The sequence below is a fragment of the Gottfriedia acidiceleris genome (assembly GCF_023115465.1).
Lineage (GTDB): Bacteria > Bacillota > Bacilli > Bacillales > Bacillaceae_G > Gottfriedia > Gottfriedia acidiceleris_B.
This window is the reverse complement of the sequence record NZ_CP096034.1, coordinates 1,523,178-1,536,844: the sequence shown is the minus strand read 5'-3', so window position 1 is coordinate 1,536,844 and position 13,667 is coordinate 1,523,178. Positions and strand designations below refer to the sequence as shown.

Here is a 13,667-nt window from a genome sequence, read left to right as displayed (position 1 = left end):
TCGACAGTTTAAATTATACAAAATTTTTAATTGAAAAAATATAAAAAGCCTAATAGTAAGTCCTATCAGGCTATTAAATATTGATTAAGCTTTTTTATGTAAATTCAATTATACTCCTGGAGCATCTACTAGTGTCCAAGTAACAATTGCTTCATGATTACCTATTGTTGCTGAACCACCAGGAATTTGTAATGTAACATTATTATTTACTGCACCATCATTAACATCAGGATTTGGGCCTAACCATCTTGTTAACCAAGTACCTAGTCCCGTACCAGGTTCTGCAGTAACAACCGAAGATTCAGTTAATCCATCTGTATTTAATGTAATTGTTTGAGCAGGCGTTGGGCCAGTTCCACTACCTGGTGTTACAACTGATCCATTTTTAAAAGTAAGAACCGCGCCGGGAAGTGATTCACTTGTACCGTTTGTAAACATACTTGCTTTTGCTGTCACTTTCCACCCTGCACCAGTACCTCGGCGATCTGAAACTTGGATAAATGGCTTTTTAGATGTAGAAGAATAAACCTGATCACTAGTTGAAACTTCTTTCGAACCGAATTGAACTGAAGAAACAAAGTCCAAAGTTAACGGACCTGTCTCACCTGTAGGAGGATCAGTTGGATCAGTAGGACCAATTGGCTCTAATGGAGTTGATGGGTCAGTTGGATCTACTGGTGTTACTGAACCAGAACCTTCTGTAAAATTAATAGTTGTTTTTGAATTTGCTTGAGACGTAACAGCTGCAAATGATGTATTTGCAGCTCCTACAAGTGTTGAAATACTAACTACGCCGATTGCTACAATTTTTGAAACTTTCATTTAATCAAAACTCCTTACAAAAAATTCTTCATATAAAAATGCTTTCAAAAAAAGACTCAACATCTATCTAGAAGTTACAGCCAATTATAGTAATGGAAAATACAATTGTCTGTGTATAATTTGTGAAAACGTTCACTAAAATTTTACTTTTTATTTTACAAATCCCCTAAATAAAAGAAATTTAATAGAGTCAAAAATGAATATTTCGTGAAATAATTCACGAAATATTGTGAATTTTAATTCAAACTCTCCATTTTTCCAATTAAAATTCACTAGAAAAAAGAAGCCTACTTAAATATAAGTAAACTCCCAAGTTAAACTTTTATTTAAAAATTACTAAAATTTAGGAATAAGAAAAATAAATTTTTCTCCCATAAACCAAATGTTACTTCCAAGCTTTCCCTACTTACTTTTAAGTGTTATTTCCCATTCTATACCTGTATCAATTCCGTATTCATCAGTAAACGAGCCTTGATTTACAGCAACTGCCATTTGATCTAGACTGTTTGCATATAAGATTGGTTCTCCAATTGCTACATCAGCAAATGATTTTCCATATTTTACGTCTTCTTTGTATACTTTTCTTCCTTGGTGTGTAATTAGAACTTCTACAAAATCCCCATGAGAAACGCCTTGTTTGAGAAAATCTGATCGACCAATATTCGTCCAAATACTACCATAACGAACATCAAGTATATCAATTGTTCCTGTTATCGCATTGTTTTCACTATGACATTCTTTAATTGGTAATTTTATGTAAGAAGTTGAATCTACTTCTGGACCAATATTTTCGAAGTCGATTATTCCAGAAGCTAATCTTGCACCTGTAAAAGCAAATATATCTCTCCCATGGAAAGTATAAGATTCACTTGAATTTGGTAGTCTATTAATTTCTTCGTCAATAACTCTTAATTGGTTAATTCCATATATTTTGCCAACATGTGTTAATGTTCCGTTATCAGGTGTTATAATGAAGTGGTTCGTATTTGTGCGAGCCACTATACTTCTTCGATCTGATCCTACACCTGGGTCTACAACTGAAACAAATACTGTTCCAACTGGCCAGTAATTCATTGTTTGTACTAGTCGGTAAGATGCTTCCCAAATATTGTATTGAGGTATATCATGGGTCAAGTCGTAAATCTTTATATCTTGATTTACACTACAAGAAACACCATACATAGCGCTAACTGCTCCATCTAGTAATCCAAAATCTGACTGAAACACTAATGCATTTCCCATCTAAACACCCCTAATTATTTGAATATTTAAAATTAAATATAAATTTAATCTATTATTTAGTCAATGATATTATTCGTATTTTATTGAATGAATTAAATTATAGCTTTGCTTGAATTTAATTAGTACGTTGGAATTGTATAGTTTTGGTAATTTCTAATTCTTTTAACTTTATTGTCTGTTTTGATGGTCCCTTAAACTTCAAATAAAAAAGATATAGTTGTTAGATACTATATCTATTAATAACATTAGTATTTAAAAGTATATAGTTTTGAAATACTGGCACAACAACATTTATTATTACCTTTAGTATCCCCTAGGTTTGTGTAAAAATGTATTCTAGATTAAATAACTTTGATACAATTTGGGGAACTTTTTAATCTAAGTGGCAAGGTGCTAAATAAGATTGACTAAATACTTCTATATTAATAGAAATCTCTCAATTAAATATAGAGTGGACGTACTGTTTGAATGTATTGTCTGCATTATATGTCCAACACCATTTTTTTAATTCCCAAACAATAACAACTAAAGAACTAAAATAGAATTGGCTACAAATAGGAAAATAGCACCCACTATTTCATCCGATGAAATTTCCCTATACTTTAGTTACACTCCAATAAACTTTAAAAAGGTAATTAAGTCCTCTATCACGAATATTATTATGTGGCGAAATATAGGGAGGCTGACTATTTGTACACGTTTATTGAATTTTTATGTCTTATAGGAATCCTATTCTTTATTATTAAGGGGATTATCTCTTTCTTTAAAATGAACGGAAAGTCTTTAAAGAATTTTATTATTGCTGGGGCCTTATTTTTTTTATTTATTTTTACCTTTATTACAGATCCTTCATATGAAGCAGAACAGATAGAAGCAACAGAAAAAGACAAAAGTATTAAGCCAACCAAAGTAATCTATAAAACTGAACACTCTAAACTAGAAACTGTTCAAAAAGAAAAAACAAAAATATCTAAACCTAATAACGATCAGAACTTAATTAAATCCTGTAAGAATAGAGTAGAATGTAACTCGAAATCTGATAAAGTACCTATTCAAGATCCGAAAAAAGTAAAAATAGAAAAAGGTACATATAGAATTGTTTTTATAGTATACGGGTTAATGTAATTGCATTTTTTTATTAGTATTATAAAGCTATAGACTTGCTTTAATATGTAATTGGGGGCTATATGGGAGGTTGTTTTACCTCTCATATAGCCCCCATTTTTATATCGATTCATTTAAAAAAAGTGAATTATTTTGGAGTGAAGAGTTGAATTAATTCTGCGCAACTAATTTTCCTTAGTAGATCGAAACTTGCCCAACTACAAACACGATCCTCCCAAGCTACTAAGCAATGATTATCTTTAGTTTCCATAACCGTTCCCACAGCACCATCTAAGCTAAACATAACATAGTTGCCTATCGAGAACATTCCCATCACCCCAATCTAAATATAATTCCGTGCCCACCTTTCGGATATTCCCATTTTATATTTTGATGAGGACAGCCTATTCTACAGCTTCCACATTCATGACATCCCTCGTATCCAACATGCATTCGAATATTTTCCCATTTATAAACTTCAGCTGGACAAAATATCGTACAGATTTTATCGGGACATTTTGTCATACAAATATCGGAATCTAGTACAGTTAAGTGCGATTTTGTATCGGCATTAAAACGAACGAGATACTGTTTTTCTTCGATTGTACTTTCTTTTTTTGTCTCACTCATTTATTTCATCACCTTCCATGCTTTGTATACATCTTTCGCAAGCTTAAGTTTAGCCTTTGCCCCTCCTATATTACTCATAATATTCTTTTGTTTTTCCCATTTAGATTTACCATCTACTGTAAACATTTGGCTGGCAGATTTATTTAATAGTGGAATATATTGCTCGAAATATTGAGGGAATTTTTCAAAATGATGTGTTGCATCTTTATATTTTTTCAAATCCTGTCCTACGAAGCTATTTAGTAATTTATCAGCGTACGGTTTTAAAGCAACATCAGAGTAGTTATCAATTGCTTTTGCTTCGATAATTGTCTCTGCTGCTAATCTTCCAGATGTCATTGCCATATTTGATCCTTCACGGTGAATTGCGTTTACTAATTGTGCTGCATCACCAATTACTAATACTCCGTTTCCAACCAATTTAGGAATTGATTTGTACCCACCTTCTGGAATTAAATGGGCCAGGTATTCTTGTGGTTCGCTCCCTTGAATAAATGGTCTAATCATCGGGTGATTCTTTACGTATTCAAGTAAATCATAAGGTTTCAATTTGTTTTCAATCATTCCTGATAATAAGGTACCGACCCCAATACTAAGAGAATCTTTATTTGTATATAAAAATCCAGTACCAACTATGCCTTTTGTCGCGTCTCCAAATAGCTCGATTGCTACCCCTTGGTTACCTTCTAGACCAAATCGATCTTGAATTATTTTACTATCCAGCTTTAAAATTTCCATTGTAGCCAAAGCTACTTCATCAGGTCTCCATTCTTTATGGAAACCTAAAGATTTTCCTAAAAGAGAATTTACGCCGTCAGCCAGAACTACCACATCGGCATATAAATCACCATCTGGTCGATCCGTTCTTACCCCAACTACCATATCGTTTTCAACAATACACTCGAGAACAACAGTTTCATTGATTAATAATGCACCTTGTTCTACTGCTTTTTGAGCAAACCATTGATCAAACTTGGAACGAAGAACCGTAAAATTATTATAAGGTTCTTCAGCAAATTCAAGACCTTTATATCCGAAGGTTGTAGCGGATTGTTTATCAAGCATCATAACTCGTTGCTCTACAATCACACGCTCAATTGGTGCATCCTTCCAAAATTCAGGTATAACGTCCTCCATCATTTTACGATACAATACGCCACCCATAACATTTTTCGAACCAGGATACTCTCCTCTTTCAATAAGAACAACATTAACACCATTTTTTGCTAGCTCGTATGCACATGAAATTCCTGCTGGGCCTGCTCCAACGACAATTACATCAAATTTTTCCGGCATGATCGTGATTTTCCTCCTTTAATGAAAAACTTTCTTGGAATTGGTTAATTAGCATTGGTACAATTTCAAATGCGTCTCCTACGATGCCGTAATGACAAGATTGAAAAATTGCCGCATTCGGATCTTTATTTATCGCAATAATGAGACCTGAATTTTGCATACCGACAATATGTTGTATTGCACCAGATATCCCAATTGCAAAATAAATTTTTGGTGTAACCGTTACGCCTGTCTGACCTACTTGATGATGATGTTCAACCCAGCCAGCTTCAACTACATCACGACTTGCTCCAACAGCCGCTCCAATCGTTTCAGCAAACATATGAATTAACTGAAATCCGTCTTTACTACCTAATCCTTTGCCACCAGCTACGATAATATCGGCTTCGTCTATGCGAACTTTCTTAGTTGTTGCACGTACGATCTCTAATACTTTTGTACGAATATCTTCTTCTTTTAAATCAATTTCCTCTTCGATCACAACTCCCTCAGCACCAGGAATAGGAGTGAGCGCTTTCATTACCTTTGGACGAACCGTAGCCATTTGAGGTCTATATTTCTTACAAAGAATAGTTGCCATTATATTTCCACCAAATGCAGGACGACTAGCTAATAATAGTCCTGTATCTTCTTCAACATCCAATACAGTTGTATCGGCTGTTAAACCTGTAGGTAAGTCAGTTGCAACTGCACTTGCTAAATCCTTCCCTTTAGAAGTTGCACCATACAATAAGATTTCGGGCTTATATTTGTTACAACATTCAAGTACTGCTTTCATATAAGACTCGGTACGATAATCCTTAAAAATTGGATCATCATATACATAAACGATGTCAGCACCATATTCAAATAACGTAGGGGCTAATAATTTCACATTTTCACCAATTAATAATCCTGCTAATTCGCAACCACGTTTTTCTGCTAATTCTTTACCAGCTCCAAGCAATTCAAGTGACACGGGTGCTATGACTTTATCGTTTTCTTCAATAAACACCCAAATACCTTTGTACTCTGAGAAATCCATTTATACCCCTCCTTTCACTTCAAATAACTCTTTCTTCTCATTTAAAATCTTCATCAATTCATTTACTTTTTCTAGTGAAGTACCTTCAAAAACCGTTCCACCTTTAGCCTTCGGTGGAGCCCATACTTTTGATACAATTGTTGGTGAACCTTTTAGTCCTAATTGTTTAATATCAATATCTTCTAAATCCTTCACGGCCCAGATGGTCGGGTTATACCTTGCAGCCTTTATCATATTTGTAAGTGATGAATAAGGAACTTCATTGATTTCCTTCTCAACTGCAAATAAACAAGGTAAACTCGTTTTAATCACTTCATGGCCATCTTCTATTTTTCGATGAACAATTGCATAACCTTCATCTTTATTAATTTCTTGAACCTTCTTAACTGATGTTAACGGCGGTATATCTAAACGACGTGCAATACCTGGTCCAACTTGTCCAGTATCACCATCAATTGTCATCTTTCCACAAATGATTAAATCAATCGATTGAATTTGTCCTATTTTCTCAATCGCCTTTGTCAAAGCATAACTTGTCGCTAAAGTATCTGCCCCAGCAAATGCACGGTCTGAAATCATATACCCTTCATCTGCACCGATTTCAATACATTTTCTGATAGCTTTAACAGCAGGTGGTGGCCCCATGGTAATAACAGAAACTGTTCCACCATATTTATTCTTAATTCGAACAGCTTCCTCAACTGCATGAGCATCATACGGATTTAATATTGCTGGCGCACTTGCACGGTCCATCGTATTCGTTTTAGGATTCATCTTAATGATTTTCGTATCAGGCACTTGTTTTATACAAACCACAATATGTAACACTCTTTCACTCTCCCTTTTTCTTCCCGTCTCCCATAGTTAGTAAATGTACATGTTGTTCAAATATATTATTTTTATTGAAGAAATATGATAGAAAGCAACTAAAAAATAGAAACGAAAAAAAGAGACATTCACAACATTGTTGTTGAAAATGTCTCTCCAGACTGTTGACAAACGCTCGCTTTCTTCGTTGCTTCGCCTGTCTTCAGTGCTCCTTACCATCTAGGGTAACTCTGTTTACCAGACCCCACGCCTCGAAAGACAAGCGCTTGCAATCAGTCTGATACTCAAATTTTTTGTCTGTTTATTTTTCATTACCAACTAATAGTTGGATTGTTATGCCTGAAGGGTCCTTTGTAAAGGTAACGTCATTTTCTACAAAAACAAAAGCTCCCATATTCTTTAAACGATTTACTACCACCGATTTTTCTTTTTCACTTGGATATAGCAATGTAAAATTCTTTAATCCTGCACTGCGTTCAGAAGGTGCAACCCCTCCTGCGCTATGCCAAGTATTTAAACCGATGTGATGATGATAACGGCCAGTTGAAATAAATAATGCCTGACTTCCATATTTCGTTACAACATCAAATCCAAGCCCTTCACAATAAAACTTCTCCGTGCTATTTAAATCAGAAACTTGTAAATGGATATGACCCATAATTGTTCCATTTGGTAGTCCTGAAAAAGCTTCATTCTCAGCAAGTGCCAAAAGCCCTTCTACATCTAATCGTTTACTATCCATAACGACATATTCATTATGCCATTGCCAATTCTCTGATGGACGATCTGTATAAATTTCAATACCATTCATATCTGGATCCGCTAAATAGATTGCTTCACTTACTAAATGATCCGAACCACCTTGAAGTGGATTTCTAGTTTCAATCAGATGCTTAAGCACAATACCTAAATCTTTTCGAGTAGGTACTAATAAGGCAAAATGATATAATCCTGTATTTTGCTCATTTCTAGGTGTAACATTGTCTGGCTGCTCTAATTTAATTAAAACATTTACCCCATCCGCAGTTAAACTAGCATTTGTACTTGAATGTTCCAAAACTTTTAAACCGATAACTTCTTGATAAAACGCTAATGAACGCTCTAAATTTGCAACTTTTAATTCAACTGTTGGAGCATAAACCTTTGGCTTTTGATGAAAATTCATTTTAATTTACCTCCTCTAGTAAATAGTACAATTAATGTTAACACTAACAGAACAAATGGAGCCATTGCAACACTCATGCCTTGACCCGCATGTAAATGAGTAAATACAGCGCCTACCATAATAATTGCTAATCCTACTGCAGCAAGCTTACCTATTATCAACTTCCAATAACCAACTAATAAACCAATTGCACCTAATACCTCAAATGAACCAATCGTATACATCATCCCTTTTGAATAACCATAAACCTCTTTAAAATCATGTAACATCTGAGTATTGCCACTTAATTTCACAAATCCAGACATTAGAAATGCAATAATTAAAATCCCTTGAATAATTCGAGTAAACCATTTCATTTAAAAATCTCTCCCTTTTGTTTTTTACTTAACTTAAATTAAGTACAGTTATTTTTAGAATATTTTACTGAAACCTTACTGTTCTTAGTTTAGAAACAGTAATACTTAAAAAAATAATGCGCTTAATATTAGTTGGTTACTTTTTGTAAGTGCGTTTGATTTAAGTACAGTATATGCGATAACTGTTCTTATTTCAAGTGCATTTTTTTATTTATGTTTAACCAGCCTCACTTTAAATTGAAAGAAAAATTAAATGAAGAGGCTGTTTGATGTTTTTTAAATTTCTTTGTGACTATCTTGTGGTTTTATGACATTTTCGAGGAGATGTCTTGGTCTTTTGATGAATTAAGAGTTCTTCATTGGTATTGTTAAAAAATAATGTGATTTTTTAACTAGTTTTTTATGATGAATGACTGTTATTTGCAGTTTCATTGTTTTTAATTGTAGATTTGAAATTTTTGCAGATTCATTGTTTTTAATTGCAGAATTGGTATTTTTATTTGCAGATACCTTATTTTAATTGAGTTTTGATAATTTTAATTGTAGTTTCTTGATTTTTATTTGCACCTCACTCGTTATTCAAAGATTTAAAAGTTTTATATGTAATCGAATAGTTCCCCAACAAAATAAAAATATCGTACATCCAAATGTACGATATTTTCAAAGTGATTCGATCGTTTTATGACTGGCACGTCTTACAAAATCCGCCAAAGTATAGTTACATAAAAAGCCAAGTAAGTGCTCTTCTGCTTCAATTGCAAAGTCTGAAAATACGTTGTTCATTACACGTCCACTAGTACAGTCAGATGTGGATTCAATTAGTGCAGTTGATAGGGGTTCCGTCATTTGTAGGGCAATGTAGACTTGTTTTAAAGTAATTTCCTCAGGTGACTTAGCTAATAAATAGCCGCCATCTCGTCCCTCTCTAGCTTCTACTATTTTTTCTTTTACGAGGGGAGCCATGATTCTTCTCATAAATGAAACACCTGATCTAATATGTTTTGCGATTGCTTTACTTGGTGTAACCCCTTCTGTTGTTGCTAGTAAAACTAATGCCTGAATAGCAAATCCGAACCACTTAGGTGTAACGGAATTTTTACAACTTGACATCATTTATCACCATCCAGTGATATTATTATCACCCGTTTTTGTTTCCCTTGCAAGTATATAGTAGTTTTTAGTCTTGTTTAATTGTAAGTAGATAACAATTTAATGGATGGATTTAGTTGTTTTTAGACAATAAAAAAAGGATAGAAAGTTTGCTTTCCATCCTCAATTTTATTTAACGAGAGTATCCGCCTAGGCTTTGTTCTGCCATTTGAACTAGACGCTTCGTAATTTCTCCACCAACTGAACCGTTAGCGCGTGATGTTGTGTCTGGTCCTAACTGCACTCCAAATTCAGAAGCTATTTCGAACTTCATTTGCTCAATTGCTGAACTTGCATTAGGTGAAGCATATTGATTTGAAGATCTTCTGTTTGCCATGTTGTTGACTCCTTTGTCTTTTGGATGCTCTGATGTTGTTTATCAGATTAAAGATAGTATGATTCTTAAAATTTATTCTATACATTTATTTACAATTTTTTTTCTTTTTTCCAAAAATACTTCTTGTTACCATATGAAGTTTACCTGTATAAATATTTCCAAGTTCAAAAGCTTGTATTATGTCTTGAGATTTTCTATAATCTTAGCATACTGTATATAATTAAAACACAGTTTATCAAATGAAAACGTCTCGTTATTTCCATATATTGAAAATTGTTTTTTAGGAGGAAAATTTTATGATGAATAATCGTTTCCAAGATAAAGTTGCTAAGAATTTAAGTGAAATACCTTTATCTGTATTAGATTTAGCACCAGTTGTTGAAGGAAGCACTCCTGCTGATGCGTTTAAAAATAGTCTTGATTTAGCACAGCATGCTGAAAAATGGGGATATCACCGTTACTGGTTTGCCGAACATCATAATATGCCAGCAGTTGCAAGTTCAGCTACTTCGGTTGTAATTGGACATATTGCAAGTGGTACATCAACGATTCGAGTTGGTTCGGGAGGCATCATGTTACCAAATCATGCTCCATTAGTCATAGCGGAACAATTTGGTACATTAGAATCACTACATCCAGGTCGTGTTGATCTCGGATTAGGTCGTGCCCCTGGTAGTGATATGTCAACAACAAGAGCGTTACGTAGAGATTTACGCAGCCACGAAGACTTCCCTGCTCAATTAGAGGAATTACGTAATTACTTTAATCCGCCAGGTGGAATTGGCAGTTTAACGGTTCAAGCTGTACCTGGTGAAGGTTTAAATATTCCAATTTGGTTACTAGGATCAAGTGGCTTTAGTGCTCAGTTAGCTGCTGAATTAGGTTTACCATTTGCATTTGCAGCACATTTCGCACCAGACTATACAGTCCAAGCAATGCAGTTGTATCACAATAACTTTAAACCTTCTGAAGTATTAGATGAACCATATGCAATGATTGGCTTAAATGTTGTCGTTGCTGATACAGATCAAGAAGCAAAAAGACTTTTCACAACACAGCAACAATCATTCTTAAACTTAGTTCGTGGTGGCAAACCAGCTCTTTTAAAACCACCAGTTGACGATATGGATGAAATTTGGAGTCCATTTGAAAAAGAAACACTTGAAAATCAAATGAAGCTATCTGCTATTGGTACAATCGAAACCGTTACTGAAAAACTACAAACAGTCTTAAATATAACAAAAGCTGATGAGATTATGGTAAATGGTTCTGTTTTCGATCATGCAGCACGTTTATATTCATATGAATTATTAAGTAAAGTATCAAAATAAATTTAAAAAGGAGAGTAGTAGATGCTCTCCTTTTTGTTGTATAGAAGCTTCTATTAATTCTGCCCCTTTAAAGCTTCTTGTTCGACTCTATGTAAAAATTCATTTACTACTTTTAAATTATTCCCTTTTGGATTAGCTAGCTTTAACATTGCTCGTCCGATAAAATTCACTCCAACATTCGTGCCTTCATAAATAAATTTTGTATGTGTATCGTCGATTTTTTCTAATGTAAATGTCAGATTCGTTTCAAATGCATTTGCTAAAACGAAATGGATTTGCTTTTTTTTATATGATTCAGTATCTTCGTATGCCAAAGTTTCAACAATATAAGATTCTACACGTTTTCCTTCTCTATAACTTTGCTGATGCTTTGAACCTACTTCGTTTTCATTTTTATAAATTAAATGATGCTCTTCAACCTTTGGCATTATTTTCTTAATATTTTTATCTAAAAATAGACTCCATACTTTTTCGATATTTGTATTAATAACAATATCTTCTTTCCATTTGATCATTATTTTTAATCTTCCTTCCTGAAGCTATAATTTTATCTATTCGGTTTAATTTATAAATCAAGCAATCTTTATTTTTTTGTTTAATTTTCTTTTAAAACCATGAGGAACACCACAATTTCAAATACTAGTTCGATTATACCGAACTATGTGTTCATATCATAAAAAAAGCCCTCTTATTTAATGAGAAGACTCTGATTTTTATTTAATTTACCTTAAACTTTTTCGGTGTTTATATTGTTTCCATTGAAAATGAATATAACATCCAATGCAGAATCCATGATTGCGATAAACGATGCTAATGCGACCATATATGGCTCTATTAAACTAAAATGTGAGTTAGTTGATCAATGAAAACAAATGAACCTTCTATGATAGAAGGTTCTTTTTCTATTCTCCAGTTTCAGCAAGCTGTTTAATACGAAGTCCAATTTGATCACGAACTCTTTGGAATACACTCCATTCTTGACCTGCTGGGTCATCAAATCCCCAATGAACTCGTTTCACATGTGGTGGTGTTACTGGACATACATCATTCGCATGACCACATAAAGTCACCACTAAATCTGCATTGTTTAAGATGGTTTGATCGATTACATCTGAAGTTTGATTTCGGATATCGATGTTAACTTCATCCATTGCTTTAATTGCATTTGGATTCACACCGTGTGCTTCGATCCCAGCTGATAAGACATTCCATTCATTTCCCAAATATTGTTTACCCCAAGCTTCTGCCATTTGGCTACGGCAGGAGTTTCCTGTACATAAGAAGTAAATTGTTTTTTTGTTATCTGCCATGTGTATTCCACCTTTGTTTAAATTTATATTGTTGTTTCTTTTGCAAAATATTTTCTTCTCATCCACAACGCTGCGTTAACCAATGCAATCATTACCGGTACTTCAACCAATGGACCGATTACTGCTGCAAATGCTGAGCCTGAATTAATTCCAAACACTCCAACTGCAACTGCAATTGCTAATTCAAAATTATTACTTCCAGCTGTGAAAGCTAAAGTTGTTGAAACGCCATAACTTGCCCCCGATTTCTTCCCTAAATAGAAAGAAACAAAGAACATAATGATGAAATAGATTAATAAAGGAATTGCGATACGTACAACATCCAAAGGAAGTTCTACAATTACTTCTCCCTTCAATGAGAACATCACAATAATTGTAAACAATAATGCAATTAACGTAATTGGACTAATTTTAGGAATAAATTCTTTTTCATACCAATCTCTCCCTTTCGCCTTTACAAGAATCAATCTTGTAAATAGTCCTGCTAAAAATGGAATTCCTAAATAGATAAAAACCGATTTTGCAACTTCTGGCATTGTAATATCGATTGACATACCTTCTAAACCAAAAATTTTTGGTAATACTGTTACGAAGAAATATGCGTAAACTGAGAAGAAGATCATTTGGAAAATAGAGTTAAAGGCTACTAAGCTAGCTGCATATTCACGATCACCATCAGCTAAATCATTCCATACGATCACCATCGCAATGCATCGTGCTAAACCAATCATAATTAAACCAACCATATACTCTGGGTAATCTCTCAAAAAGATAATTGCTAATAAAAACATTAATACTGGTCCAATTAACCAATTTTGAATTAATGATAGAAATAATACTTTTACATCTTTAAATACTCTTCCGATCTCTTCATAACGAACTTTAGCAAGTGGCGGATACATCATTAAAATCAAACCGATAGCTAAAGGTATTGAAGTCGTTCCAACTTGTAATTTGTTTAGGCTATCTACAAATCCAGGGGTTGAAATGCCAAGAATTATCCCAATTGCCATTGCTACGAATATCCAAAGGGTTAAATATCTGTCTAAAAATGATAATCGTTTCATTCTTTT

The 13,667-nt window shown here is 33.8% G+C and carries 16 protein-coding genes; 2 read left to right on the top strand and 14 right to left on the bottom strand.

Features of this window, described 5'->3' with window-relative positions; all coding sequences use genetic code 11:
* Positions 1 to 108 precede the first annotated feature (108 nt).
* Complete coding sequence (locus MY490_RS07225) at positions 109 to 822, bottom strand: WxL domain-containing protein (protein WP_248268621.1); 714 nt, start codon at positions 820 to 822, stop codon at positions 109 to 111.
* A 402-nt stretch (positions 823 to 1,224) separates the two neighbouring features.
* Positions 1,225 to 2,064, bottom strand: a complete 840-nt coding sequence (locus tag MY490_RS07220; RefSeq protein WP_248268620.1) for an SAM hydrolase/SAM-dependent halogenase family protein — start codon at positions 2,062 to 2,064, stop codon at positions 1,225 to 1,227.
* Between the two features lie 690 nt (positions 2,065 to 2,754).
* On the opposite strand from MY490_RS07220, the gene MY490_RS07215 reads away from it, so the two are divergent.
* Positions 2,755 to 3,189 carry a hypothetical protein gene (locus MY490_RS07215; protein ID WP_248268619.1) on the top strand — a complete coding sequence of 145 codons (435 nt, stop codon included), beginning with the start codon at positions 2,755 to 2,757 and terminating at the stop codon, positions 3,187 to 3,189.
* A gap of 127 nt (positions 3,190 to 3,316) precedes the next feature.
* Here MY490_RS07215 and MY490_RS07210 read toward each other — a convergent pair whose 3' ends face one another.
* The 9 genes from MY490_RS07210 to MY490_RS07170 all read right to left on the bottom strand — a co-directional run bounded on the left by MY490_RS07210 (position 3,317) and on the right by MY490_RS07170 (position 9,953).
* Positions 3,317 to 3,496 carry a tudor domain-containing protein gene (locus MY490_RS07210; RefSeq protein ID WP_025568179.1) on the bottom strand — a complete coding sequence of 60 codons (180 nt, stop codon included), beginning with the start codon at positions 3,494 to 3,496 and terminating at the stop codon, positions 3,317 to 3,319.
* 5 nt (positions 3,497 to 3,501) lie between these two features.
* Complete coding sequence (locus MY490_RS07205) at positions 3,502 to 3,798, bottom strand: ferredoxin family protein (protein WP_025568180.1); 297 nt, start codon at positions 3,796 to 3,798, stop codon at positions 3,502 to 3,504.
* On the bottom strand, positions 3,799 to 5,094 hold the full coding sequence (locus tag MY490_RS07200; RefSeq protein ID WP_248268618.1) for an FAD-dependent oxidoreductase: 1,296 nt from the start codon (positions 5,092 to 5,094) through the stop codon (positions 3,799 to 3,801).
* On the bottom strand, positions 5,078 to 6,118 hold the full coding sequence (locus tag MY490_RS07195) for an electron transfer flavoprotein subunit alpha/FixB family protein (protein WP_248268617.1): 1,041 nt from the start codon (positions 6,116 to 6,118) through the stop codon (positions 5,078 to 5,080). Before MY490_RS07195 ends, MY490_RS07200 begins: the two co-directional genes overlap by 17 nt.
* Complete coding sequence (locus MY490_RS07190; RefSeq protein WP_248268616.1) at positions 6,119 to 6,946, bottom strand: electron transfer flavoprotein subunit beta/FixA family protein; 828 nt, start codon at positions 6,944 to 6,946, stop codon at positions 6,119 to 6,121.
* A 301-nt stretch (positions 6,947 to 7,247) separates the two neighbouring features.
* Positions 7,248 to 8,111, bottom strand: coding sequence for a VOC family protein (locus MY490_RS07185; RefSeq protein ID WP_248268615.1), 864 nt, complete (start codon positions 8,109 to 8,111; stop codon positions 7,248 to 7,250).
* Complete coding sequence (locus MY490_RS07180; RefSeq protein WP_248268614.1) at positions 8,108 to 8,467, bottom strand: DoxX family protein; 360 nt, start codon at positions 8,465 to 8,467, stop codon at positions 8,108 to 8,110. Before MY490_RS07180 ends, MY490_RS07185 begins: the two co-directional genes overlap by 4 nt.
* A 660-nt stretch (positions 8,468 to 9,127) precedes the next feature.
* Positions 9,128 to 9,580, bottom strand: coding sequence for an RrF2 family transcriptional regulator (locus MY490_RS07175; RefSeq protein ID WP_084006921.1), 453 nt, complete (start codon positions 9,578 to 9,580; stop codon positions 9,128 to 9,130).
* A gap of 169 nt (positions 9,581 to 9,749) precedes the next feature.
* Entirely contained in the window at positions 9,750 to 9,953 is a 204-nt protein-coding gene (locus MY490_RS07170) for an alpha/beta-type small acid-soluble spore protein (protein ID WP_248268613.1), read from the bottom strand.
* Positions 9,954 to 10,249: 296 nt separating this feature from the next.
* Here MY490_RS07170 and MY490_RS07165 point away from each other — a divergent pair, with 296 nt between their 5' ends.
* On the top strand, positions 10,250 to 11,284 hold the full coding sequence (locus MY490_RS07165) for an LLM class flavin-dependent oxidoreductase (RefSeq protein ID WP_248268612.1): 1,035 nt from the start codon (positions 10,250 to 10,252) through the stop codon (positions 11,282 to 11,284).
* A gap of 53 nt (positions 11,285 to 11,337) precedes the next feature.
* On the opposite strand, the gene MY490_RS07160 is transcribed toward MY490_RS07165, so the two are convergent.
* The 3 genes from MY490_RS07160 to arsB all read right to left on the bottom strand — a co-directional run bounded on the left by MY490_RS07160 (position 11,338) and on the right by arsB (position 13,661).
* On the bottom strand, positions 11,338 to 11,799 hold the full coding sequence (locus MY490_RS07160; protein ID WP_248268611.1) for an SRPBCC family protein: 462 nt from the start codon (positions 11,797 to 11,799) through the stop codon (positions 11,338 to 11,340).
* A gap of 387 nt (positions 11,800 to 12,186) precedes the next feature.
* Positions 12,187 to 12,594 (bottom strand): arsenate reductase (thioredoxin), encoded by a 408-nt coding sequence (arsC, locus tag MY490_RS07155; RefSeq protein WP_248268610.1) that lies wholly within the window; start codon positions 12,592 to 12,594, stop codon positions 12,187 to 12,189.
* Between the two features lie 23 nt (positions 12,595 to 12,617).
* The gene (arsB, locus tag MY490_RS07150; protein WP_248268609.1) at positions 12,618 to 13,661 is read right to left on the bottom strand and encodes an ACR3 family arsenite efflux transporter; all 1,044 of its coding nucleotides are present in this window, start codon (positions 13,659 to 13,661) and stop codon (positions 12,618 to 12,620) included.
* Positions 13,662 to 13,667: the final 6 nt, after the last annotated feature.